This window comes from Kribbella sp. WER1 (genome assembly GCF_054189145.1).
In genome coordinates this window covers 220,610-243,873 of record NZ_CM135186.1, presented here as the reverse complement: position 1 = coordinate 243,873, position 23,264 = coordinate 220,610, and the positions used below count along the sequence as shown (strand labels likewise).

Annotated in this window: 25 protein-coding genes; 11 read left to right on the top strand and 14 right to left on the bottom strand. The window is 69.9% G+C overall.

Going from position 1 to position 23,264, the window contains the following annotated elements; translation table 11 throughout:
* Window positions 1–34: 34 nt before the first annotated feature.
* The 6 genes from ACXJJ3_RS01145 to ACXJJ3_RS01120 all read right to left on the bottom strand — a co-directional run bounded on the left by ACXJJ3_RS01145 (window position 35) and on the right by ACXJJ3_RS01120 (window position 6,888).
* Window positions 35–2,395 (bottom strand): ATP-binding cassette domain-containing protein, encoded by a 2,361-nt coding sequence (locus tag ACXJJ3_RS01145; protein WP_458167925.1) that lies wholly within the window; start codon window positions 2,393–2,395, stop codon window positions 35–37.
* A gap of 19 nt (window positions 2,396–2,414) precedes the next feature.
* Window positions 2,415–2,825 (bottom strand): VOC family protein, encoded by a 411-nt coding sequence (locus ACXJJ3_RS01140; RefSeq protein WP_458167924.1) that lies wholly within the window; start codon window positions 2,823–2,825, stop codon window positions 2,415–2,417.
* Window positions 2,826–2,835: 10 nt separating this feature from the next.
* Window positions 2,836–3,279 carry a helix-turn-helix transcriptional regulator gene (locus ACXJJ3_RS01135; RefSeq protein ID WP_458167923.1) on the bottom strand — a complete coding sequence of 148 codons (444 nt, stop codon included), beginning with the start codon at window positions 3,277–3,279 and terminating at the stop codon, window positions 2,836–2,838.
* Window positions 3,280–3,307: 28 nt separating this feature from the next.
* Window positions 3,308–4,261: an endonuclease/exonuclease/phosphatase family protein gene (locus ACXJJ3_RS01130; RefSeq protein ID WP_458167922.1), complete on the bottom strand. Its 954-nt coding sequence runs from the start codon at window positions 4,259–4,261 to the stop codon at window positions 3,308–3,310.
* 14 nt (window positions 4,262–4,275) lie between these two features.
* Window positions 4,276–5,856: a hypothetical protein gene (locus ACXJJ3_RS01125; protein ID WP_458167921.1), complete on the bottom strand. Its 1,581-nt coding sequence runs from the start codon at window positions 5,854–5,856 to the stop codon at window positions 4,276–4,278.
* A 63-nt stretch (window positions 5,857–5,919) separates the two neighbouring features.
* Window positions 5,920–6,888: a saccharopine dehydrogenase NADP-binding domain-containing protein gene (locus ACXJJ3_RS01120; RefSeq protein WP_458167920.1), complete on the bottom strand. Its 969-nt coding sequence runs from the start codon at window positions 6,886–6,888 to the stop codon at window positions 5,920–5,922.
* 71 nt (window positions 6,889–6,959) lie between these two features.
* Between ACXJJ3_RS01120 and ACXJJ3_RS01115 the strand changes: the two genes are divergently transcribed.
* The 5 genes from ACXJJ3_RS01115 to ACXJJ3_RS01095 are packed head-to-tail and all read left to right on the top strand — an operon-like array spanning window position 6,960 to window position 10,397.
* A complete protein-coding gene (locus ACXJJ3_RS01115) occupies window positions 6,960–7,895 on the top strand; it encodes a helix-turn-helix domain-containing protein (RefSeq protein ID WP_458167919.1) in 936 nt (311 codons plus the stop codon).
* An 11-nt stretch (window positions 7,896–7,906) separates the two neighbouring features.
* Entirely contained in the window at window positions 7,907–8,602 is a 696-nt protein-coding gene (locus tag ACXJJ3_RS01110; RefSeq protein ID WP_458167918.1) for a VOC family protein, read from the top strand.
* Entirely contained in the window at window positions 8,599–9,036 is a 438-nt protein-coding gene (locus tag ACXJJ3_RS01105; protein ID WP_458167917.1) for an N-acetyltransferase family protein, read from the top strand. The genes ACXJJ3_RS01110 and ACXJJ3_RS01105 overlap by 4 nt, the downstream gene beginning before the upstream one ends.
* 39 nt (window positions 9,037–9,075) lie before the next feature.
* Window positions 9,076–10,074, top strand: a complete 999-nt coding sequence (locus ACXJJ3_RS01100; protein WP_458167916.1) for a LacI family DNA-binding transcriptional regulator — start codon at window positions 9,076–9,078, stop codon at window positions 10,072–10,074.
* A gap of 26 nt (window positions 10,075–10,100) precedes the next feature.
* Window positions 10,101–10,397, top strand: coding sequence for a GNAT family N-acetyltransferase (locus tag ACXJJ3_RS01095; RefSeq protein ID WP_458167915.1), 297 nt, complete (start codon window positions 10,101–10,103; stop codon window positions 10,395–10,397).
* 2 nt (window positions 10,398–10,399) lie between these two features.
* On the opposite strand, the gene ACXJJ3_RS01090 is transcribed toward ACXJJ3_RS01095, so the two are convergent.
* Complete coding sequence (locus tag ACXJJ3_RS01090; RefSeq protein ID WP_458167914.1) at window positions 10,400–11,329, bottom strand: small ribosomal subunit Rsm22 family protein; 930 nt, start codon at window positions 11,327–11,329, stop codon at window positions 10,400–10,402.
* A 157-nt stretch (window positions 11,330–11,486) separates the two neighbouring features.
* Window positions 11,487–12,053, bottom strand: coding sequence for a VOC family protein (locus tag ACXJJ3_RS01085; protein WP_458167913.1), 567 nt, complete (start codon window positions 12,051–12,053; stop codon window positions 11,487–11,489).
* Window positions 12,054–12,102: 49 nt separating this feature from the next.
* On the opposite strand from ACXJJ3_RS01085, the gene pyrH reads away from it, so the two are divergent.
* A complete protein-coding gene (gene pyrH, locus ACXJJ3_RS01080) occupies window positions 12,103–12,810 on the top strand; it encodes a UMP kinase (RefSeq protein WP_458167912.1) in 708 nt (235 codons plus the stop codon).
* Here pyrH and ACXJJ3_RS01075 read toward each other — a convergent pair.
* The gene (locus ACXJJ3_RS01075) at window positions 12,803–13,558 is read right to left on the bottom strand and encodes a phosphotransferase family protein (RefSeq protein ID WP_458167911.1); all 756 of its coding nucleotides are present in this window, start codon (window positions 13,556–13,558) and stop codon (window positions 12,803–12,805) included. The two genes, pyrH and ACXJJ3_RS01075, sit on opposite strands and share 8 nt — an antisense overlap.
* 178 nt (window positions 13,559–13,736) lie before the next feature.
* On the opposite strand from ACXJJ3_RS01075, the gene ACXJJ3_RS01070 reads away from it, so the two are divergent.
* Window positions 13,737–15,686 (top strand): GTP-binding protein, encoded by a 1,950-nt coding sequence (locus tag ACXJJ3_RS01070; protein WP_458167910.1) that lies wholly within the window; start codon window positions 13,737–13,739, stop codon window positions 15,684–15,686.
* Here the strand turns inward: ACXJJ3_RS01070 and ACXJJ3_RS01065 are convergent.
* A complete protein-coding gene (locus ACXJJ3_RS01065; protein ID WP_458167908.1) occupies window positions 15,683–16,057 on the bottom strand; it encodes a VOC family protein in 375 nt (124 codons plus the stop codon). The two genes, ACXJJ3_RS01070 and ACXJJ3_RS01065, sit on opposite strands and share 4 nt — an antisense overlap.
* Window positions 16,058–16,101: 44 nt before the next feature.
* Window positions 16,102–16,245: a hypothetical protein gene (locus ACXJJ3_RS01060; protein ID WP_458167907.1), complete on the bottom strand. Its 144-nt coding sequence runs from the start codon at window positions 16,243–16,245 to the stop codon at window positions 16,102–16,104.
* A 100-nt stretch (window positions 16,246–16,345) separates the two neighbouring features.
* Here ACXJJ3_RS01060 and ACXJJ3_RS01055 point away from each other — a divergent pair, with 100 nt between their 5' ends.
* A complete protein-coding gene (locus ACXJJ3_RS01055; protein WP_458167906.1) occupies window positions 16,346–16,999 on the top strand; it encodes a TetR/AcrR family transcriptional regulator in 654 nt (217 codons plus the stop codon).
* On the opposite strand, the gene ACXJJ3_RS01050 is transcribed toward ACXJJ3_RS01055, so the two are convergent.
* Genes ACXJJ3_RS01050 through ACXJJ3_RS01040 form a run of 3 tightly spaced genes read right to left on the bottom strand, consistent with a single transcriptional unit; the run spans window position 16,996 to window position 19,688 of the window.
* Window positions 16,996–17,808: a putative protein N(5)-glutamine methyltransferase gene (locus ACXJJ3_RS01050; protein ID WP_458167905.1), complete on the bottom strand. Its 813-nt coding sequence runs from the start codon at window positions 17,806–17,808 to the stop codon at window positions 16,996–16,998. The genes ACXJJ3_RS01055 and ACXJJ3_RS01050 overlap by 4 nt on opposite strands.
* A gap of 12 nt (window positions 17,809–17,820) precedes the next feature.
* Window positions 17,821–18,771 (bottom strand): SDR family NAD(P)-dependent oxidoreductase, encoded by a 951-nt coding sequence (locus ACXJJ3_RS01045; protein ID WP_458167904.1) that lies wholly within the window; start codon window positions 18,769–18,771, stop codon window positions 17,821–17,823.
* A 29-nt stretch (window positions 18,772–18,800) separates the two neighbouring features.
* Window positions 18,801–19,688, bottom strand: a complete 888-nt coding sequence (locus tag ACXJJ3_RS01040; RefSeq protein WP_458167903.1) for a LysR family transcriptional regulator — start codon at window positions 19,686–19,688, stop codon at window positions 18,801–18,803.
* Between the two features lie 95 nt (window positions 19,689–19,783).
* Here ACXJJ3_RS01040 and ACXJJ3_RS01035 point away from each other — a divergent pair, with 95 nt between their 5' ends.
* The 3 genes from ACXJJ3_RS01035 to ACXJJ3_RS01025 are packed head-to-tail and all read left to right on the top strand — an operon-like array spanning window position 19,784 to window position 23,261.
* Complete coding sequence (locus ACXJJ3_RS01035) at window positions 19,784–20,812, top strand: hydroxyacid dehydrogenase (RefSeq protein WP_458167902.1); 1,029 nt, start codon at window positions 19,784–19,786, stop codon at window positions 20,810–20,812.
* Window positions 20,809–21,951: a mandelate racemase/muconate lactonizing enzyme family protein gene (locus ACXJJ3_RS01030; RefSeq protein WP_458167901.1), complete on the top strand. Its 1,143-nt coding sequence runs from the start codon at window positions 20,809–20,811 to the stop codon at window positions 21,949–21,951. The genes ACXJJ3_RS01035 and ACXJJ3_RS01030 overlap by 4 nt, the downstream gene beginning before the upstream one ends.
* An 8-nt stretch (window positions 21,952–21,959) precedes the next feature.
* The gene (locus tag ACXJJ3_RS01025; RefSeq protein WP_458167900.1) at window positions 21,960–23,261 is read left to right on the top strand and encodes an ABC transporter substrate-binding protein; all 1,302 of its coding nucleotides are present in this window, start codon (window positions 21,960–21,962) and stop codon (window positions 23,259–23,261) included.
* Window positions 23,262–23,264 lie beyond the last annotated feature (3 nt).

Below are 23,264 nucleotides of genomic sequence, written 5' to 3'. Positions count from 1 at the left end.
TCCGGACCGCCACCGGCTGCTTCTCGATTCCTGATCAGTTGACGTACTCCGCCAGATGCTTGCCGGTCAGCGTCTTCGGCTTCTTGATCAGATCCGCGGGAGTGCCCTCGAAGACGACCTTGCCGCCGTCGTGGCCGGCGCCCGGGCCGAGGTCGATGATCCAGTCGGCGTGCGCCATCACGGCCTGGTGGTGCTCGATGACGATCACGGACTTGCCGGCGTCGACGAGCCGGTCGAGCAGGCCGAGGAGCTGCTCGACGTCGGCGAGGTGCAGGCCGGTGGTGGGCTCGTCGAGGACGTAGATGCCGCCCTTCTCCCCCATGTGCGTCGCCAGCTTCAGCCGCTGCCGTTCACCGCCGGACAGCGTGGTGAGCGGCTGGCCGAGCGACAGGTACCCGAGCCCGACGTCCGCGAGCCGCTCCAGGATCTTCTCCGCGGCGGGCGTCCGCGCGTCGCCGTCGGCGAAGTACGGCAGCGCCTCCGACACCGGCATCGCCAGTACGTCGGCGATGTTCTTGCCGCCGAACTCGTACTCCAGCACCGCCGCCTGGAACCGCCGCCCCTCGCACTCCTCGCACGGGGTCTCGACGGTCGCCATCACGCCGAGCTCGGTGTAGATCACGCCCGCGCCCTTGCACGCCGGGCAGGCGCCCTCGGAGTTCGCGCTGAACAACGCCGGCTTCACCCCGTTCGCCTTCGCGAAGGCCTTCCGGATGGGATCCAGCAGACCGGTGTACGTCGCCGGGTTCGACCGCCGCGACCCGCGGATCGCGCCCTGGTCGATCGCCACCACGCCGTCCCGGTCGGCGATCGACCCGTGGATCAGCGAGCTCTTCCCGGACCCCGCCACGCCGGTCACGACCGTCAGCACCCCGAGCGGTACGTCGACGTCGACGTCCTGCAGGTTGTTCAGCGACGCGCCGCGGATCTCCAGCACCGACGACGCCGACCGGACCGAGTCCTTCAGCGACGCGCGGTCGTCGAGGTGCCGCCCGGTCAGCGTCCCGCTGGTCCGCAGCTTCTCGACCGTCCCCTCGAACACGACCTCACCGCCGCCGGACCCGGCCCCCGGCCCGAGGTCGATCACGTGGTCCGCGATCGCGATCGTCTCCGGCTTGTGCTCGACGACCAGCACCGTGTTGCCCTTGTCCCGCAGCTGCAGCAGCAGCTCGTTCATCCGCTGGATGTCGTGCGGGTGCAGCCCGATCGTCGGCTCGTCGAACACGTACGTGACGTCGGTCAGCGACGACCCGAGGTGCCGGATCATCTTGGTCCGCTGCGCCTCGCCGCCGGACAGCGTGCCGGCCGGGCGGTCCAGCGACAGGTACCCCAGCCCGATGTCGACGAACGCCTGCAGCGCCTCGCCGAGCGCCTTCAGCAGCGGCGCGACCGACGGCGCCTTCAGCTTCCGGACCCAGGCGGCCAGGTCGGTGATCTGCATCGCGGTCAGGTCGGCGATGTTCAGCCCGTTGATCTTCGACGACCTCGCCTCCTCGGCGAGCCGGGTGCCGCCGCAGTCCGGGCAGATCGTGAAGGTCACCGCCCGCTCCACGAACGCGCGGATGTGCGGCTGCATCGCGTCCACGTCTTTGGACAGGTGCGAGCGCTGGATCGACGGGATGATGCCGGTGTAGGTGAGGTTGATGCCCTCGACCTTGATCTTGGTCGGCTCCTTGTAGAGCAGGTCGTGCAGTTCCTTCTTGGTGAACTTCTTGATCGGCTTGTCCATGTTGAAGAAGCCGGAGCCGCGGAAGATCCGCCCGTACCAGCCGTCCATGCTGTAGCCGGGGACCGTCAGCGCGCCCTCGGCCAGCGTCTTCTCCGCGTCGTACAGCGCGGTCAGGTCGAAGTCGGTGACCGAGCCCATACCTTCGCAGCGCGGGCACATGCCGCCGGCGTACACCTGATCGCGGACGACCTTCTTCTCGCCGGCGCCCTTGTCCGCGGTCATCGAGCCGGTCGCGGTGCGCTTCGGGACGTTGAACGAGTACGCCGTCGGCGGGCCGATGTGCGGCTCGGCGATCCGGCTGAACAGGATCCGGAGCATCGCGTTCGCGTCGGTCGCCGTACCGACGGTGGACCGCGGGTTCGCGCCCATCCGCTCCTGGTCGACGATGATCGCGGTGGTCAGGCCGTCCAGTACGTCGACCTCCGGGCGGGCCAGCGTCGGCATGAACCCCTGGACGAACGCGCTGTACGTCTCGTTGATCAGCCGCTGCGACTCCGCCGCGACGGTGCCGAACACCAGCGAGCTCTTGCCGGACCCCGACACCCCGGTGAACGCGGTCAGCCGGCGCTTCGGGATCTCGACGCTGACGTCCTTCAGGTTGTTCACCCGCGCCCCGGTGACCCGGATCATGTCGTGGCTGTCGGCAACGTACTCGTCGCGGCTCATGGTCATCTCTCCGAAAGGGTCAGCGGGCCTGGTTGATCCGGACGTGGTTCCCGGCCGGGTCCCGGAACGCGCAGTCGCGGACGCCGTACGGCTGGTCGACGGGCTCCTGGATGACCTCGGCGTCGCTGGCCTGCAACCGGTCGAACAGCGCGTCGACGTCGTCGGTCTGCAGGACGACGGTCGCGTACGTGCCCTTGGCCATCATCTCGAAGACGGTCTTCCGCTCGTCCTCGGTGATGCCCGGGTCGACGGCCGGCGGCGTCAGCACGATCGAGGTGTCCGGCTGGCCGGGCGGGCCGACCGTGATCCAGCGCATCCCCTCGTAGCCGACGTCCATCCGGACCTCGAAGCCGAGCAGGTCGCGGTAGAACTTCAGCGACTCCTCGGGGTCGGTGTGCGGCAGGAAGCTGTTCAGGATCTTCAGGCTCATGGGCGCCACGCTACGTGCCGGAAGCCGGGGTTGCTTCTCGATTCCTGATCGGTCGCGTCACCTGTTTCGCGACACACGACGGAATCCCGACCGTGGCGTCGGCGGCGGCGTCCTTGTAGACGCTCGGCGGCATCCCGACCAGCTCGGTGAACCGGGTGCTGAACGTGCCGAGCGACTGGCAGCCGACCTCGAAGCAGACGTCGGTCACGCTCATCCCGCCGCGCCGCAACAGCATCATCGCGCGCTCGATGCGGCGCGTCATCAGATACCCATACGGCGACTCTCCGTAAGCACGCTTGAACTCGCGGCTCAGGTGCCCGGCGGACATGTGCGCGCCCCGGGCGAGCGCCTCGACGTCCAGCGGCTGGGCGTATTCGCGGTCGATACGATCCTTGACGCGCCGCAGCCGCGCCAGGTCCTCGAGGCGCTGCGCGTCCGTCGTTCCGCTACTCACAGTCGTAATCCTGCCATATCAGCCCAGATCAGCCGCACGGTCCGATCGTGGAGATCAGTCCATGATGGTCCGACTTCGGCACCGGATACCAGGAGCTGTCGTCGGAGCACCAGCCCGGTGTCACCATCAGGTGGTCGATCCGGACCAGCAGCGCGGCCCACTTGCCGATCTGCGACGGGCGGCCCCAGTGGTCCAGCATCGCGTCGGTCAGGTGGCTGGTCAGGATCCGGTAGTCGCGGCCGCGGTCGGTCGTGTTCAGGTCGCCGGTCACCACCACCGGCCGGCCGTCGCGCTGCACCCGGGCCGCGATCTGCTCGATCAGCCGGTAATGCCCGGCGACGGTCGTCTCGTACGGCTGCCCGGTGTCGGTCGACCGCTGGTACGTCGAACCGTCCGCCGTCCACCACGGACGCGGTACGTGCGCGGCGATCAGGTCGAAGGCGCCCGTCGGGGCGTTGACCCGCAGCAGGTAGCCGGGCAGGTCCGGGCCGGGCTGTTCGAGGACGGTGAGCGGCCAGCGGCTGAAGACCGCGATCGACGGGCCCTTCCAGTCCGCGACGTGATCCGGGTACGTCTGCGCCAGCCGGTCCGTCAGCGGCTCGCCGATCTCGGACACGACCAGTACGTCGGCCCGCAGGTTGATCAGCGTGTCGGCGCCCTCGAGCTCCCCGACCCCGATGTTCGCGGCGGCGACCCGGATCCCCTTGCCCGCGGCGACCGTGCCGGTGCCGTGCGGGATCCACGGCCCGAACGTCGCGACGATCCCGACCACCAACGTCGACACCGCGAACGCGACCGCGGCCCGTCGCCGCCGGCCGACCATACCAACGACGACAGCCACGACCAGGGTGAGCATCGGCAGCACGATCGCGACCACGTCGGTGACCACACCGAGCCGGTCCCGCACCACGAACCATGCCCACGGCAACAATCCGGCGATCACGATCCCCACGGACCGCCGTACCAGCGGTTCCCCCTCCACGCCCCCAGGCTACGTCACCGCGGAACCTTCCGGGCGCCCCAGTTGAGGTAGGCGACGTTGGCGAGCAGCCAGCCGAAGCCGATCGCCTGCTGGCCGTCGCGTTCGGGGGTCGGTTGGTTGCGGTTGTAGAGGGCCAGGCAGTGCGCAAGCACCTGTGGGTCCCACGGTGTCACCTGCATCCAGCGCGGCGCCTGGGCCGCGACGGACGGGCCGCCGAGGGTGCCGCCGCCGACGGTGGTGTGGATCGCGGGCAGGCCGTCCGCGTCGGTGGCGGCGACGTTGCGGGTGAAGGTGCGGGCGATCCGGTTCATGTCCCGGCCGGTGAACGCGAGCTTCGCACGGAACGCCCGGACCGCGAACTCGACGTCGATCGCGCCGTGGCTGATGTCCTCGAACTGCCGGGCCGGTCCGCCGGACGGGGTGAAGATCGAGACGTCGGTGTCCGGGTCGCCGGTCTTCGCGAAGCCGTCGTAGATGTGCCCGCCGGTCGGCCAGTAGTGCCAGACGTCTGCGTCCCCACTGTCGACGGTCAGCTGCGCCGCGAGCATCCGGCCCATCGCGGCCACCTTCGCCCGGTACTCCGGGTCGCCGGTCACGAGCGCCAGTTCCACGAGCGTCTGCCCGAGCCCGACGGACTGGTTGATCGGCTGCTCGCATCCGTCGTACGGCAGCGGCTGCGTCTTCGGCCAGCTCAGGTACCCGCCGTCGCGGTATTCCCAGTCGTGGACGGCGACCGCCTCCCGGCACGCGGTCAGGTACTCCGACGCCTTCCGCCAGTACCGTCGGCGCAGCACCGGTGAGCCCGCGACGATCCGGACGAAGGCGGCGATCGGGTACGTGATCATGCCGGTGTGGACGGCGAAGATCACCGGCTTGCAGTGCATCTGGTAGGTGCCGAACGCCGGTACGGCGCCGGGACCCGCGCCTCGGTCGGCCGCGGTCAGCTGCAACGGCCCGGGCGCGGCCGCGTAGATCTGCGCGACCGCGTAGTCCGGGCTCGCCGGGTCGAGCGAGAGATCGGTGTGCGTGACCGAGCGCTTCACCGAGGTGTTGTCGAGCTGGACGGTGAACGTGTCCTGGTGGCTCCCGGCGGTGACGGTGACGGTCGTGTCCTCGGCGTAGGAGAGCGCCTCGCGCAGGTCGAGCAACGGCCGGCCGTTGCTGTCGGCAAGAGTCGCGTAGCCGGTCGTGTACGGGTGGTCGGCGCGCCAGGCCGGCAGCGACAGCCCGCGGTAGTCGGTGACGCCACGGGCGCTGTCGCGGACCGCGAGGACCTGGTCGACGTTGTCGATCAGCCGGTCCAGGTAATAGGTGTCGCGGTACGTCTCGTACATCCGGACCAGCCCGAGCAGCACGTACGACTGGCTCCAGGCGAGCATGCCCGACCGGCCGTCGCGATTCGAGTTGTCGTTCGGCTGGTCCGGCTGGCCAGGACCGCCCTTCTGGAACAGGCGGTCCCAGTCATCGAACGTCTTGCGCGCGGTGTAGTCGACCCCTTCAGCGTACGCCGGCAGCGCGCGACCGACGGTGCCGGCGAGCGCACCGGCAGTAGTGAGGGTGAGGAGAGTACGACGGGACGGGCGGCTCTCGGGCATGGCGGTGCCTCCGGCTGTGCGGGCGGTCAGCAGGGGCCCCACCATTGTCCGCCGGCAATCGATTTACGGCAGGCTGAGCGCGAGTGGCAGCTCCTGCAGGAACCCGACGGCGTCGAACATCGCCCCGGCGGACGCGACCCCGGTGGCCCGCGTCTCGCCGCCGAGGATCCGCCGTACGGCGCCTACCGCGAGCGGCGCCGAGATCGCGTAGATGTCCCGCCCGGTGGCCGTCGCCCGGACGTCGCCGACCCGGACGTCGACCACGAACGTCTGGTCCGACCGGCCCTGCTCGTCCACGGCCACCGGAGCCGGCGTCTCCGCGTCGGCGAGATCCCCCGCTGCCTCCACCGTCATGTACGTGCGCACGTCCGGTACGTCGAGGTGGCTCGGGATCGTGACGATGTCGGCCATGCTGAACCCGGCGAACACCCGACGCCGGCCGAGCGGCTCCGGGAACTCCCAGTCCTGCTGCACCGCCGGATCCGCGTGGTACTGCAGCCGCCCGTCCGCGAACCGCACGCGCCGCCCGTTCCGGCGGTCGTGCGACACCTGACCGGCGACCCGCGTACCGGGAGTCGGGTGCCAGCTACTCAGCCCGTAGGCCACCTGCACCAGGTCCGCCTTCTCCTGGTGCGTTGCGGTCGCGAGCAGGTCGCCCAGTCCGCCGAAGAAGGCCATCGCCGGCACGACCGGGACGTCGCTCCGCCGGGCCAGCGTCGCCACGTTGGCCTCGATCTCCGCGGCGACATCGACGTACGGGATCCGCTGCCGTCCGGCCGCCTCGATCAGCGGCTCCGCGGTCGTGGCGAACGGTCCCGCACAGTTGATGACCGCGGCAGCGTTCTTCAGTGCGACGTCCAGCGCATGCGGGTCGTCGACGGCCGCCGGACGTACGTCGAGGTCGGGCCACTGCGCCGCGAGGGCGGTGGGGTCGCGGCCGGAGACGGCGGTCGGGAGATGCCTGCGGCGGAGTTCTTCGACGACGAACTGGCCGGTGTGACCGGTGGCGCCGTACACGACGATGGCGTTCATGGGTCGAGTCTCGGTCCGCTGCCCGGACGAGCGTGAGAGTCCGGAACGACACCATCCGTACACTTTCGGACATGCACACTGTCGCGCTGGCAGCCACCGGCGACCTGCTGCACTTCGAGCTGGGCATCGCCTACGAGATCTTCGCCAACCCTCCCGTCGGAGTCGACGACTGGTACGACGTCCAGCTCTGCGGACCGGCGCCCATCCAGGTCGGCCCGTTCCAGGTGCAGCCGTCCCACCAGCTCGACCACCTCGCCGCCGCCGACACCGTCCTCGTCCCCGCCCTGGCCGACGTCGACACCCCACCGCCCCGGGTGCTGGTCGAGGCCATCCGCGCTGCCCACAGTTCCGGGACGCGCATCGCCTCGCTCTGCACCGGCGCCTTCGTGCTGGGCGCGGCCGGGCTGCTCGACGGCCGTCGAGCCACCACCCACTGGGCCCACACCGCCGAGCTCCAGTCCTGCTACCCGGAGGCTTCGGTAGACCCAGACGTCCTGTACACGGACAACGGCGACATCCTCACCTCCGCCGGTAAAGCAGCCGCCGTGGACCTGTGCCTGCACCTCGTCCACCGAGACCACGGCGCCACGGTCGCGAACACCGTCGCCCGGCGCCTCGTCGTACCGCCGCATCGCGCCGGCGGCCAGGCGCAGTTCGTCTCCACTCCGGTGCAGCCGAGCGGCGACCACTCGCTGGCGAACCTCCTCGCCTGGGCGCAGGAACGCCTCGACCAGCCGCTGACCGTCACCGACCTCGCCAAGCGGGCCGGCACCAGCCCGCGCCACCTCGGCCGCCAGTTCCGCGCGGTGACCGGGCAGACCCCGCTGCAGTGGTTGCTCACGCAACGCGTACGCCGGGCCCAGCAGCTGCTCGAGTCCACCGACGCGTCCGTCGAGAAGGTCGCCGCCGCGACCGGGTTGGGGACAGCGACGACGTTGCGGCGACACTTCCAGCGTGTTGTCGGCGTACCGCCGAACGCGTATCGGCAGTCGTTCCGCAGCACGTAGGCTCGGGCGCCATGAGCCTCCAGGAGCTGCGCTTCCGCGCCGACCACCTCGACGCCGTCCGGGCCGGCACGAAACGGATCACGATGCGGTACGACGATCCCGTCGAGGTCGGGCCGGCGACGCTGGTCTTCGAGTTCGACGAAGAGGTCCGGCTGCCGGGGCGGATCGTGTCGACGGTCGCGAAGCGGGCCGACGAGGTGACCGAGGAGGAGGCGCTCGAGGACGGCTTCGCCGGGGCGTACGACGTGATCCCGGGGCTGAGCAGCTACTACCCGGACCTGCAGCCGGGCGACGAGCTGGTGATCGTCCGGTTCGACCTGGCGTACCCGCGGCGGATGCACACCGCGCTGGACACGACCGACGCGCGCGGGCTGGCCGGGTTCTACCGAGACCTGCTCGGGCTGCGGTTCCGCCCGGGCGATGACGACGACTGGATCGTGCTGCTCGACGCCGACGGCAACCGGCAGCTCGCGATCCAGCAGGTCGCCGAGCTCAAGCGCTCGACCTGGCCGTCGTCCGACGTACCGACGCAGGCGCACCTCGACTACGCCGTACCGTCGGTGGAGGAGCTGGAACGGCATCGCGCGCGGGCCGAGGAGCTTGGGGCGCGGGTGCTGCACGACCGGACGGCCGACGCGGGCGAGCCGCTGTACGTCCTGGCCGACCCGGCCGGGCATCCGTTCTGCCTGCTGGTGGCGGACCTGTGACGGCGTTGTTCCGCGAGGCCGGCGCCGACGACCTCGACGGGATCCTGGCGCTCTACCGGCAGCTGCACCCGGCCGATCCGCCCGTCCCGGCCGCCCGCGCGACCTTCACCACAATCCTCGACCGGCCCGGCCTGCACCTGTACGTCCTCGCCGACGGGCCCACGGTCGTCGCCACGACGTACCTGAACCTGATCCCGAACCTGACCCGCGGCGGCCGCCCGTACGCCGTGATCGAGAACGTCGTCGTCGACTCCACCCGCCGCGGCACCGGCCTCGGCAAGCAGATCATGGCCGCAACACTGCAGGCGGCGTGGGACGCCGGCTGTTACAAGGTGATGCTCCAGACCGGCTCCCGCCGCGAGTCCACCCACGCCTTCTACCGCCGCTGCGGCTTCGACCCGGACGAGAAGACGGCGTACGTCGCCCGCCCGTGACGCGTGCAACCGGTTGCGTGAAGAGCTAGGCTGCGCGGCATGGCACCGGGGCCGACGATCAGCAACGTTGCGGCGCTCGCGGGGGTTTCGCGGGCGACGGTGTCGCGGGCGTTCAGCAATCCGCGGGTCCTGCGGGCCGACACCGTGGCGCGGGTGCATGAGGCCGCGGCGCAGCTCGGGTACGTGCCGAATCCGACCGCGCAGGCGTTGTCGACCGGGCGGCACGGGCTGCTGGCGATGATCGTGCCGGACATCGCGAACCCGTTCTTCCCGCCGATGATCGGGGCCGCGCAGGGACGTGCGGAAACGTCCGGTCTGGCGTTGCTGCTCGGCAACACCGACGAGGATCCGGCCCGTGAACACACGATGGTCGGCCGGCTCACGCTGCAGGCCGACGGGTTCATCCTCGCGGCGAGCCGGATGAGCGAACGGCAGATCCGCGAACTGGCCAAGCGGCGGCCGGTCGTGCTGGTCAACCGCGATCTCCCCGGTCTGCCGCGGGTGCTCGTCGACAGCGCCGACGGCGTACGGGCAGCAGTCGAGCATCTCGCGGAGCTCGGGCATACGCGGATCGCGTACCTGGCCGGTCCGGCGCGGTCGTGGGCGAACGCGCAGCGGAAGAAGGCGGTGAAGCGGTCGGCGGAACGCGCAGGGATCGAGGCGGTGATGCTGCCCGGGCAGGTCTCGAACTACGAGGCCGGGATGCAGGCGGTGCCTGCGCTGCTCAAGTCCGGCGCGACCGCGGCGGTCGCCTTCGACGACGTGCTCGCGCACGGGGTCCTGGCCGGCCTCGTGCAGCACGGCCTGTCGGTGCCGGACGACCTCAGCATCGTCGGGTGTGACGACGTACTCAAGGCGCAGGTGTATCCGCCGCTGACCACCGTCTCCTCGCACGCGGCCGACGCCGGCGCCGCGGCCGTCGACCTGCTGCTGCACCGCCTGGAGAACCCCGACGGTCCCGACCGCCGGGTGTTGCTCAGCACCTCGCTCATCGTCCGCGCGACAACCACGCAACCGGTTGCAGCGTCCAGACGGTAGCCTGCCAGCATGTCAGACCTGGGGCGATGATCGGCCAGGTCCTGCTCCGCCGGGCGACCGAGCACCGCCGCCCCACGGCCGCCGGGAAGGTGGATCTCGGATACCTGTTCCTCCCGCGGGCGTGGGGATCCGGGTACGCCGCCGAGGCGTGCTCGGCGGCGCTCGGATGGCTGGACGACGTACTTCCCGGCGAGCCGGTGGTGCTCACCACGCAGAGCGCCAACGCCGGGTCGATGCGCCTCGCGGCGAAACTCGGGTTCGCCGAGGTGGAGCGGTTCCGGGCGTGGGACGCCGAGCAGTGGCTCGGAATGCGTTCCTCGTAGAGCTACCAGGCATCACCCCAGGTCGCGTTCCGCGCGGCCCGGTAGGCGGGCGACGACTTCGGTACGACGACGTGCTCGGCGGTGCCGGCCGACGTACAGAGGTCGAGGCCGACCCGGTTCTTCGCGCGCGCGGGGCGAGCGAGCACGCGGGCCGCGGCCGGGCGGACCGGGTACCGGGTCGCGACGACGTACGTGAACTTCTCGTCCTCGAAGTTCCGGGTGCCATCCTTCAGCAGCCGGTGCAGCTCGGTCCGGGGCAGGCGGGTCGCGAAGTGGCACCAGTCGACCGGGCAGGCCTGCTGGTGCGGGCAGGGCGCGGCGATCCGGAAGCCGTGCTCGATCAGCAGGGCGCGGGCGGCGAGGGTACGGGCGTGGGCGCGCGGGGTGCCTGGTTCGACGATCACGATCGTCTGGGCGTGGCGGATCGCGCGGAGCAGCACGTCGCGGCGGGCGCCGGCGGTCAGCTCGTTGAGCACGTACCCGATCGTGATCAGGTCGACCGGGCGGCCGGCCCAGGTCCGGACGTCGGCGGTGGTCCACTGCCAGTTGCCTAGGGCAATCTTCTGGCCGAGACGGACGGCCGCTGGTTGACGTTCGACGATCTCGATCGCCAGGTCCGGCCATCGCGCCGCAGCGGCCCAGGCCGCGGCGCCGGTACCGCCGCCGAGATCGAGCTGGGTGGCGTGCGCGCCGTCAACCTGACGTTCGACGGCCGCGAGCGCCGCGGACAAGGCGCTGACGGTCGCCGGCATCCGGACGACGGCGTACGCGAGGGCGTCGAGCGCGTCGCGCATCCCCGGCGTGCAGTCGTCGACCTGCTCGGTGCGGTAGCGGTGTGAGAGGGCGTCGGCCCTGGTGTGCAGTTCGTGGTGCGGTACGCCGCTAGCGGCGCGGGCGAGGGCAGCATGAAGTTGGGTGTCCACGGAGGACATGAGTGATCTCCGGTTCGATCGGCACGGACGGGGAAACGCACCGAACGGTCCGGAGAAGAACTGTCAGACGACAGCATCCGAGGAGGGAACGGCGCGGAACCGGAGAACCTTCCTAGCCATCACACACCTCCTCGAGTCACCACGAACGCTAGCAGATCTAGCGCCCCTCCGCCGTGCACAAGCAGACCCTGTTGCCCTGAGGGTCCGCGAGCACGATGAACATCGGCGCCTCGTCGTCGTACACGACCTTGCCGCCGGCCGCGATCGCCGCCTCGATCCGGGACGGCACCACCTCGGACGGCAGCCACAGGTCCAGGTGGAACCGCTGGCGGGGCGTCTCGTGCGGCGTCGTGCCCTGAAACCACAGGTTCGCGACCCGGCGGGTGGGGTCCATGACGTCGTTCCCCGTGAACGCGTCCGTGCTGCCGGTCAGCACCGCCGCCCAGAACGGCCCGATCGCGACCAGGTCCGCGGTGTCGAGCCCGATCTCCAGCTGCGCGACCGCCGCCGGATCCGCGATCAGCCCGCGCTCCTTGGCGATCGCGCTGATCCGGTCGGCCGTGGCGCGGTCCCGAGTCGCGACATCGACGTACGTCGGCCCGAGCCGTAGCTCCGGATCCGCGCACTCCTCCCCCACGGCCTGCGCGAACCTCGCCCCGTCGAGCACTGACGACGTACCGAACCGGGTGTGCCAGGCCTGCGCGAGCTTCCGCCAATCACTCATCCCCCGAGGCTAGCCCCGGCCGCCGACAGTTCGTGATAGACCTGTCGGCATGTATCGCAGGCTCGTCCTCAAGCTGTCCGGGCAGGCGATCGCCGGCTCGAACGAGTTCGGTTTCAGCAGTGACCGGTTGACCCATCTCGCCACCGAGGTGATCGCGCTGCGGGCCACCGGGGTGCAGGTCGCGGTGGTGATCGGCGGCGGGAACGTGTTCCGCGGCAACCGCGCCGACGACTGGGGCATCGACCGGGTCGAGGCCGACAACATCGGCATGCTCGGCACGGTCATCAACGCGGTGCTCCTCCGCGGCCGGCTCGCCGCGCTCGGCGCCGACGACGTCCGGCTGATGACCGCGATCCCGATCAACAACCTCGCCGAGCCGTACATCCGCCTCCGCGCCCTCCGGCACCTCGAGAAGGGCGCGATCGTCCTACTTGCCTGCGGCAACGGTCAGCCGTTCACCACCACCGACTACCCGTCCGTCCAGCGCGCGATCGAGCTCCAGGCCGACGCCCTCCTGGTCGCCAAGAACGGCACCGACGGCGTGTACGACGCCGACCCCAACCGCCATCCCGGCGCCCGCCGCTTCGACCACCTCAGCTACCAGGAAGTCATCGACCGCGGCCTCGGCGTCATGGACCAGTCCGCCTTCATCCTCGCCCGCGACCACCACCTCCCCCTCCACGTCTTCGACATCGACCGCCCCCACGCCGCCACCACCATCGCCACCGGCACCCCACTGGGCACTCTCATCAACTGAGTTCAGCGGCGATCCGGTCGATGTGCGGCTGCAACCAGTCGCCGCCGGCGAGGTGCTCCGCCTGCAGCGCCATCAGCGACCAGAGCACGCGGTAACACGACAGCGTGCGCTCCGGGGCGTCGACCCCGCCGTACCCTTCCACGAACGCGGCCATCGCAACCGGTCCCGCCATCGAGAATCGCGCGAGGTCGAACAGCGGATCGCCGTACGTCGTGTCGCCCCAGTCCAGGATTCCGGTGAGCCGGTCCCCGTCGGCGTACAGGTGGCGCAGATGCAAATCGCCGTGCAGCAGCACCGGCTGCACCCCCGCGACACTGTCGACGAACGGCGGGATCAGCTCCCGATAGCGCACCTGCAAGCCGGGCGGAAGCACGGTCAGGTTCTCCGACACCGTTCGCAAGTGCGTCGCCCAGGAGACTGACTCACCGGACAGCGAGTGCACCGCACGTACTGCCTGTCCTGCGACGCGAAGGACGGCGGCATCCTCCGCGGCCGGTGGTCGTCCAGCCAGCGCGCGCGTGATCAGATACCCAGGGCCCTGGGCGACCACCGTCGGCGCGGGCGCGCCGACGGTGGTCGCGAGTTTGCAGGCGCGAGCTTCCTCGGCGGCCGTTTCCGCCTGCTTCAGGTAGTAGACGCCGTCGGACGTCCGCAGATGGAAGGTCTGATTGCCGACGAATCCGTCGACAGGTTGCGCGAGCAGGATCGGGCCGAGGTGCGGCGTCGCGAAGGCGAATGGGTCCGTCATCGTTCGGCAGTTTACGGAGGGTGTAGGTCTGACCTAAATGGTTTGTTCCCGCGACCGAGGAGTTGGTGTACTCAGCACGTAGTACCGCGAACAGGTGATCGATAGGAGTCCGTCATGCGACCTCGCTTCATGTCTGGCATGGAAATGGACCACACCTGTTCGAAGGACATGAAGCTGCGTGGAAGTACTGAATCTTGGGATCCTGGCGCATGTCGACGCCGGTAAGACCAGCCTGACCGAGCGGCTGCTGTTCGCCGCCGGGGTGATCGACGCGGTCGGGAGCGTCGACGACGGAAGTACTCAGACCGACTCGCTCGCGCTGGAACGGCAGCGTGGGATCACGATCAAGTCGGCGGTGGCCGCGTTCCGGATCGGCGAGCTCGGGATCAACCTCATCGACACACCGGGGCACCCGGACTTCATCGCCGAGGTGGAGCGGGCGTTGAGCGTGCTCGACGGCGCGGTGCTGGTGATCTCGGCGGTCGAGGGCGTGCAGGCGCAGACGCGGATCCTGATGCGGACACTGCAACGGCTACGCATCCCGACGCTGATCTTCGTCAACAAGCTCGACCGCCCGGGCGCGCAGTACGACGGTGTGCTCCGGCAGATCGCGGCCAAGCTGACGCCGGGCATCGTGCCGATGGGTGAGGCGTCGAACCTCGGCACCCCGGAGGCGGCGTTCAAGCCGATCGTGCAGGAGGACGCGCTGCTCGACGTCCTCGCGGAGCACGACGACGACCTGCTCCAGCGGTACGTCGACGGCGCCCCGCTCGGGCTGCACGACGTACTCGCGGACCAGACCCGCCGGGCGATCGTGCACCCGGTGTACTTCGGATCCGCGATCACCGGCGCCGGCACGGACGCTCTCACGGACGGGATCCGCGAGTTGCTCCCCCGCGCCGGCACCACGACCGGTCCGCTCGACGGCACGGTCTTCAAGGTCGAACGCGGCCCGGCCGGCGAGAAGATCGCGTACGTGCGGCTGTTCTCCGGCACCGTCGCCGTCCGCGACCGCATCCGGTACGGCGACACCGACGGCAAGATCACCGCCCTCGAGACGTACGGCGACGCGCTCTCCGCCGGGCAGATCGGCAAGCTCTGGGGCCTGCCCGACATCAGGATCGGCGACACCATCTCCGATCTTCGGAACAAATCCGCCACCCAGCGGCGAATTGTTTCCGCAAAGTTCGCGCCACCCACGCTGGAGACCGTGGTGATGCCGCGGCGGCTGTCCGACAAGGGCAACCTGCAGGTCGCGCTGACCCAGCTGGCCGAGCAGGACCCGCTGATCAACCTGCGCCAGGACGACCTCCGCCAGGAGACGTCCGTGTCGCTGTACGGCGAAGTCCAGAAGGAGGTCATCGAGACCACACTGGCCACCGAGTACGGGATCGCGGTCGACTTCCGTGAGACCACGACGATCTGCATCGAGCGGATCGCCGGCACCGGCCAGGCGGTCGAGTTCAACAAGAAGGACCCGAACCCGTTCCTCGCCACGGTCGGGCTGCGCGTCGAGCCGGCGCCGGTCGACGCAGGTGTCACGTTCGAGCTCGACGTCGAACTCGGGTCGATGCCGTACGCGTTCATCAAGGCCGTCGAGGAGACCGTCCGCGAGACGCTGCAGCAGGGTCTGCACGGCTGGCAGATCCCGGACGCGCACGTCGTGATGACGCATTCGGGGTACTCCGCCCGGCAGAGTCACGCGCACGCGGTGTTCGACAAGAGCATGTCGAGCACCGCGGGCGACTTCCGGCTGCTAACCCCGCTGGTCCTGATGACTGCACTCCAGCAGGCCGGTACGACGGTGCACGAGCCGATGCACCGCTTCCGGCTGGAGATCCCGACCGACACGACCCGCGCCGTACTCGCGACCCTCGCCCGGCTCCGGGCGATCCCGCAGGTACCGGCGCTGGCCGCGGAGACCTCGACCCTGGAAGGTGAGGTCCCCGCGGCCGCCGTGTACGAACTGGAGCAGCAGCTCCCGGCCCTCACCCGCGGCGAGGGCGTACTCGAATCGGCGTTCGAGCGGTACCAGCCGGTGACCGGCCACCTACCGGACCGGCCGCGGACCGATCACGACCCGCTCAACCGCCGCGAGTATCTACTGCACGTCCAGCGCCGGGTCTAGGCCGCCCACTCGACGAACTGGACGACGACACCGTTCGGATCGGTGACCTGGAACAGCTTCTCGCCCCAGGGCTCGACCCGCAGCGGCATCGAGATCGGGACGCCTTCGGAGCGCAGGCGCTCCTCCTCCGCCTCGATGCCGCTGATCGTGTACGCGACGATCAGGCCGGCGGCCCGCTGGTCGCGCTGCTCCGGCGGCAGTACCTCGATGCCGCGCTGCAGCAGGACGATCTCGAGGGCGTCGTCGCGGTTCAGCTTCGCGAAACCTTCCGCGGCGACCTCCTCGACGTACCCGAGGTGCTTGGTGAAGAACGCGTGCGACGCGGCAACGTCGTCGACGGTCAGCGACAGGGTGGATGCGGTGATGTTCATGGGATTCCCTTCCGGAGAACTCGGTGACTGGGCGAACTGGTGGGTCAGCGGCCGTTGCGGCGCGGGTTGACGCGCCGGGCGACGGGCTGCTGGTAGCGCACGACGCGGAGCTGCGCCGTACGCCGCTGGTCGTCCCGGCGCTGGAACGCCGAGCCGGACCGGGGTGCACCGTGTTTCGGAGTGCGCATCCACAACTTCCCTTCAGAGTATTTTTACGACGGGAGTAACTTTAACCAGACACCTTCGGTGCTGTCAACATACTTTTATGACGAGGGTATGATTGCCGTCATGGAACCGATCACGACCGCCCCACTCGGGCTCCGCGAGCTCAAGAAGCAGGAGACCCGGCAACAGATCTCCGACCAGGCGACCCGGCTGTTCATCGCGCAGGGCTTCGAGGAGACGACAATCGCCGAGATCGCCGCCGCGGCCCGGGTAGCGAAGAAGACCGTCACGAACTACTTCGCCCGGAAAGAGGACCTCGCCCTCGACCACCAGGACGCCTTCACCGCCTCCCTGGCCGACGCGGTCCGAGGCCGATCCGCCGGGGAGTCGCCGTATGAGGCGCTGCGCCGGGCGTTCACCACCGCAGTCGAGACACAGGACGCGGTCGCCGGTTTCGCGGGCCCGGAGTTCATCCGGATGATCGCCGCCAGCCCGACGTTGGTCGCCTGCCTACGCACCCTCCACGACCAACGCGAACAAGCCCTCGCCGAAGCCCTCGCCGAAGCAGCCGGGACCGAGCCCGACGACATCACAGTCCGCACGACAGCCGGCCTGTTCGGCGCCGTCCACCGAATCCTCTTCCAACGAATCCAGGAACTGACCCTCGCCGGCCTCCCCGCACCCCAAATCGCCACCACAGTAGGAGCTGAGGCCGAAACCGCGTTCACTCTCCTCGCCCCATCCCTCACCAACTACGCCAAGCCGCGGGTTGGTTAGAACGAGGTTCGGCCGTGGACGACGGTTGCGCCGAGGTCGTCGTCGGTCGTGATCTCGGCGGTGAGGCCGGCGGCGGTCATCACCGCTTGGGCGATCGGGGCCTGGCGGTCGCTCATCTCGACGTACAAGTGGCCGCCCGGGGTGAGCCACTCCCCTGCGCCGGCGACCACCCGGCGCAGGGTGCTGAGCCCGTCCGGGCCGCCGTCGAGTGTCACGCGCGGCTCGTACAACCGCGCCTCCGGCGGGAGGAGCCGGATCTCGTCGGTGGGTACGTACGGGACGTTCGAGAGCAGTACGTCGATCCGCCCGCGCAGATCCTCCGGCAACGCGTCGAAGAGGTCACCCTCGAAGACCATCCCGCCGTACGGCGCGAGGTTCCGCCGGGCACAACGCACCGCGACCGGCTCGATGTCGGCCGCATACACCACCACCGACGGCTCCGGCTCGACACCAGCAACAGATCGCCGGGCAACCTCCGACGCTACGGCGGCGGCGAGGGCGCCGGTGCCGCAGGCCAGGTCTACGAGTGTGTTGCCGGCGCGGACGACGCGCAGCGCCTCGCTCACCAGGAACTCGGTCCGGCGACGGGGGATGAACACGCCGGGCTCGACGGCGATCCGCAGGCCGTGGAACGACGCCCAGCCGACGACGTACTCCAGCGGCGCCCCGGCCACCCGTTGCTCGACCATGGCCGCGACCTCGGCCGCGTCCTGGGCGGTCTCGAGGATCAGCGCGGCCTCGTCCTCGGCGAACACGCAGCCGGACGCGCGCAGCCGGGCGACGATCGCGGTGACCTCAGGTGCCTTCACAAACTGGTGACCTTATCCGAAGGCGTTCACCCCCGTGAGCTCGGCCGACACCGTCCACAGCCGCGCGGCCGACGCCGGGTCGATCCCGTACGGCCGTACGCCGTACGGGCTGTCGTCCGACACCTCCGCGATCTCGCAGTCCTCGCAGAAGACGCCACCCAGACCGTCGAGCTGCGGCGACGTCGCCGCCCACACCTGCGTCGCCGCGCCTTGCTCGGGCGACTTGAAGTGCGGGCTCAGCAGGTTGCCGTCCTCGTCGATCCAGCCGAAGGCAACCATCTCCTCCCGCGGCAGATGCCGCTGCAGCGGCGTGAGGATCCCACCCGGGTGCAGCGCGAACGCCCGCACCCCAGAATCCTTGCCCAAGGCATCAAGCGCAACGGCGAACAGCACGTTCGCGGTCTTCGCCTGCCCGTACGCCGCCCACTTGTCGTACCCCTGCCGGAACTCCAGGTCGTCCCACCGAATGTCCGACCGCCGATGCGCCGACGACGACACCGACACCACCCGCGCGCCGCCGTTCGCGGCGATCGCCGGCCACAACCGGTTCACCAGCGCGAAGTGCCCGAGGTGGTTCGTCGCGAACTGCGCCTCCCAGCCGGGACCGACCCGCGTCTCGGGGCTCGCCATGATCGCGGCATTGTCGATCATGATGTCGATCGAGCGGTCCGTCGCCAGGAACCGGTCCGCGAACGCGCGCACGCTGCCCAGGTCGCCGAGGTCCAGTTCGTCGATCTCCACGCCATCCACCCCGGCGAGCGCCTCGCGGGCCGCGTCCGGGCGGCGCGCCGGTACGACGACGTGTGCGCCGGCCTTCGTCAGCGCCTTCGTGGTCTCCAGGCCGAGACCGGAGTACCCGCCGGTGACGATCGCGAGCTTGCCGGTCAGGTCGTGGCCGGCCAGGACGTCGTCCGCGGTGCTGTCGTGCCCGAAGCCGGAGCCGATCTTGTGTTGTGCAGTCATGTCATCGAATGTACGAATTAGAGTTCGCTCTAAGTCAAGTGCGGATCGGCGCGCAGCGATTCGGCCAGGCGTTGCAGCGCCGGGTTCGGGTTGTCGGGGCTCCAGCAGGCGTGCAGCGTGACCGAGTGCGCGTCGGCCGTGTCGAGTTCGCGGTACCGGACGCCCTCGACCCGCATCGCCATGATCGATCGCGGGATCAGCGCGCAGCCGAGGCCGGCCCGGACCAGCGCGAGCATGGTCGGCACCTGCGAGGCGAGCTGGCTGACGGCGTACCGGTCCATGCCGATCATCGCGGCGCAGATGTCGTGCAGGTACTGCGATCCCTCCGGGCTGTAGCCGATGTAGTCGTCGGTGACGTCGACGAGCGAGACCGGACCTTTGCCCGCGGCGAGCGGATGGTCGGCCGGTACGGCGAGGACGAGGTCCTCGGAGTGCACCAGCAGCGACTCGAACTGCGCTGGGATCGGCGGGCGGACCAGCCCGAGGTCGATCTCGAGGTTCGCGAGCGCGTCGAACTGGTCCGGGCTGACGAGCTCGGTCAGCTCGGCCGTCACGCCGGGGGTGCGCCTGCTGACCATGGTGAGGAAGTCGGCGAGTACGGCGTACGCGCCGATCGCGGTGAAGGCGAGCCGCAACGTGCCGGTGGTGCCGTCGGCGGCGCGGCGGGTGGCTACCGGGGCGACCTCGAGGAGGGCCAGGACGCGGCGCGCGTGTTCGAGGAAGACGCCACCGGCCGCGGTGAGGCGGACGCCGCGGCCGGTGCGGTCGAAGAGGCGGACGTCGAGCGTGCGTTCCAGGCCCTGGATCTGGCGGGTGAGCGGGGGCTGGGTGAGGTTCAGCCGTTGGGCGGCGCGGCCGTAGTGCAGTTCCTCGGCGACGGCGACGAATCCGCGGAGTTGCTGGAGCGACAGGTCCATGCGTGCACGGTATCGGTTCATACGGAAATGGGCTTGGACCTGCATAACGGAAAGCGCCTACCGTCATTCCAATCCCAACCGAAGGAGCTACTCCGGTGCCGAACCCCACCCCGAGACTCGCCGCCCTCATCTCCCCGGAACGTGCCGCGGACGTGGTCGACGCAGAGACCCGCACGCTGCTCGAGGACCGCTTCGAGGTCGTGTGGGCGGGTGCCGAGCACACCCTGACCGGCGGCAGCACTCCGCCTGGGATTGATCCTGCGGCCGTACCGGAGTTGGCCGCCGGCGCAGACCTGTTGCTGACCAGCTGGGGTACGCCGCGACTCCCGAAGGAGCTGTGGGCGGACGGCGGCCCGAAGGTGGTCGCGCATGCGGCAGGAACGGTGAAGAACCTGATCGACCCGGCGGTGCTCGGGGACGGCGTGGGCGTGTTCACGGCCGGCCCGCGGATCGCGTGGTCGGTCGGTGAGTACTGTCTCGGCGCGATGCTCACGTTGGCGCGGCGGTTGCCGCGGTTCGACGGCGCGGTGCGCGGCGGTGGGTGGAAGCAGACGGAGTACCGCGGTCACGAACTCGCAGGCGCCAAGGTCGGGATCGTCGGCGCGAGCAGTACGGCGCGGGCGCTGATCGCGATGCTGAAACCGTTCGCGTGCGACGTCGCGGTATACGACCCGTACCTCAAGGACGAGCGAGCCGCCGAGCTCGGCGTCCGTACGGCGCCCCTCGACGAGGTGGCGAGCGCGCCGTTCCTGAGCATCCACGTACCGAACGTGCTGGAGACGAAGGGCATGATCACCCGCGCGCTGATCGACAACCTGCCGGACGGCGCGGTCGTCGTGAACTCGTCCCGGGGGCCTGCGATCGATCAGCCGGCACTGCTGGAGAACGCCTTGAGCGGCCGGATCTACGCGGCGCTGGACGTCTACGACCCCGAGCCCCCGTCCTTCGGCGAACACGTCCTGCGATCACAGAATCTGCTGCTGACTCCGCATATTGCAGGCGACACCGCGGAGGGACACCTGGCGCTGGCCGGGTACGTCGTCCGTGACGCGATCAAGTGGCTCGAGGACGGCACCCAAGGCCCGAGTTTCGTGGACCCAGCTACCTGGTCGATCGCAGCATGAGCCGCATCGTGAAGGTCGAGGTGTTCCCGGTCGCCGTACCGTTCGCGCGGAAGTTCGTGCTCGGCAGCGGTCCGGTCGGTGCCCCCGACGCCGCACCCGATCAGGCCGGGGCGGTCGTGTTCGTCAAGCTCACCACCGCGGACGGCGTCGTCGGCTGGGGCGAGCAGCGGGCGCTGCCGAGCTGGAGCTACGAGACCGCCGAGACGATGGCGGTGGTGATCCGCCGCCACCTCGCGCCGATCCTCGAAGAGCTCACCCCGTTCGACGTCGAACTCTTCCACCAGCGCGCCGCCAAGCGGCTCAGCCCGGCGGTCTCGAACGGATTCCCGTTCGCCCGCGCCGCCGTCGACGTCGCGATGCACGACGCGGCCGGCAAGCTCGCCGGCGTCCCGGTGCATGCGCTGCTCGGCGGCAAGGTGTACGACGAGATCCCGCTCTGCTCGGCGATCGGCGTCGGCGACCAGGACGTGGTCCGCGAGCATGCGCTCCAGTCGTCGGACTACGCGGCGTACAAGGTCAAGATCGGTGGCGACCTGGATGCCGACACGGCCGCGATCGAGACCGTCGCGGAAGTTGCCGACGGCAAGCCTCTGTGGCTGGACGCGAACCAGTCGTACCGCCCGGCCGCGCTCCGGCAGCTTCTCGACCGGACCCGCGACGTCCGGACGATCCACTGCGTCGAGCAGCCGGTGCCGAGCACCGACACGCTCGGGATGCAGCGGCTCCGCGGGCTCGTCGACCTGCCGATCGCGATCGACGAAGGCAGCTTCTCCGCCGCCGACCTCGCCCGCGCGATCCGCCTGGACGCCGCCGACCTGGTTGTCGTGAAGGTCTGCAAGTCCGGCGGTCTGCGGAACGCGCTCAAGACCGCGCAGACCGCCCTCGCCGGCGGCCTGGAGATCCTGGCCAGCGGACTCACCGACTGCGGCATCGCATTCGCCGCCGCCCTGCACGTGTTCAGTCAGCTCGAGCTCGCCCTGCCCGCCGAGCTCAACGGGCCGGAGCTGCTGACCGACCTGTACGTCGACGGGCTGAACATCACCAAGGCCGTCGCGACGGTCCCCACCGCCCCTGGATTGGGCGTCGAGGTCGACGAGGAGCGCATCCGCGCCGAGTCGATCGACCTGCTCTACCGGTGAGGAGAACGATGAGCACCAACCTGTCCCGCCGCAGGTTCCTGACGATGGCCGGTGGCGCCGGCCTCGGGATCGCGGCGGCCGGATGTTCGACAGGCCCGTCGGCTGGTACGGCGACCTGGTCGATGTGGTCGAGCAGTGCCGCCGAGAAGTTGGTCTGGGCCGACTTCGGCAAGTACGTCGAGCAGCAGCTCCGCGTCAAGTCCGTCGCCACCCTGACCCCGTCGCCCGGATACCCGACCAAGCTCGACCTGCAACTCGTCAGCGGTACGGCGAGCCTGGTCACCGCGCTGAACGGCACGCTGATCCCGACGTACGCCGCCCGTGGCGCGCACCGCCCGCTCGACGACCTGATCGACGCGGACCCGGACTTCACGACCGACGACTTCTACGAGACCAGCCGGAAGATCTCCAGCTTCAACGGCAAGACGTACGCGATCGGCTTCGACGTCGCGCCGACCGTCATGTACTACAACAAGGACCTGCTGAAGAAGCAGAACATCCCGCTCCCGTCCCGGACCGAGCCGATGTCCTGGGCAACGTTCCGCGACCTCGCCAAACAGCTCACGAAACCCGGCCGGCAGTACGGCTTCACCTGCGCGCCGGCGATCGACGACCTGGTGTCGTGGATCTACTGCGCCGGCGGCAACGTGATGAGCGCCGACGCGAGCCGCAGTACGCTCGGCGACCCGGAGGCGATGCAGGCGCTGCAGTTCGTCATCGACCTGTTCGTGAAGGACCAGGTGACGCCGCCGATCAAGAACCTGGTCACCGAGAACTCGCTGTCCAACTTCCTGCAGGGCAACGTCGCGTTCATGCAGAACGGGCCGTGGCAGGTGGTGAACGCCCGGAAGGCGAAGTTCGACTGGGACATCATCCCGTTCCCTGCCGGCCCGGCCGGCAGCAAACCTCGGGTCTCCGGGTCCAGCTTCGCGATCCCGTCGGGGACACGCAATGTCGACCTCGCATGGAAGCTGCTGAAGACGCTCACGAGTACCGGGGCGCTCGACATCTACGCCAAGGCCGGCCGCAACAACCCCGCCCGGCTGAGCGCGGGTACGGCGTTCCAGCCGCCGCCGGACAACCTCGGCATCGTCCAGGACATCCTGGCCGGCAAGGTCGCCGGCGGGCACGCGTTCGACGTCACGACGAACTGGAACCAGGTCAAGCAGCTGCTCGGCCAAGACCTGCCGCGGACGTTCCTCGGCCAGGTCCCGGTCGCGGACGCGATTCACGGTCTGACGCCGCGTCTCGACGTACTGATGCGGCAGCATCTCGACACCGTCCGCCAGGCCACGGCGAGGAAGGGGTGAGCC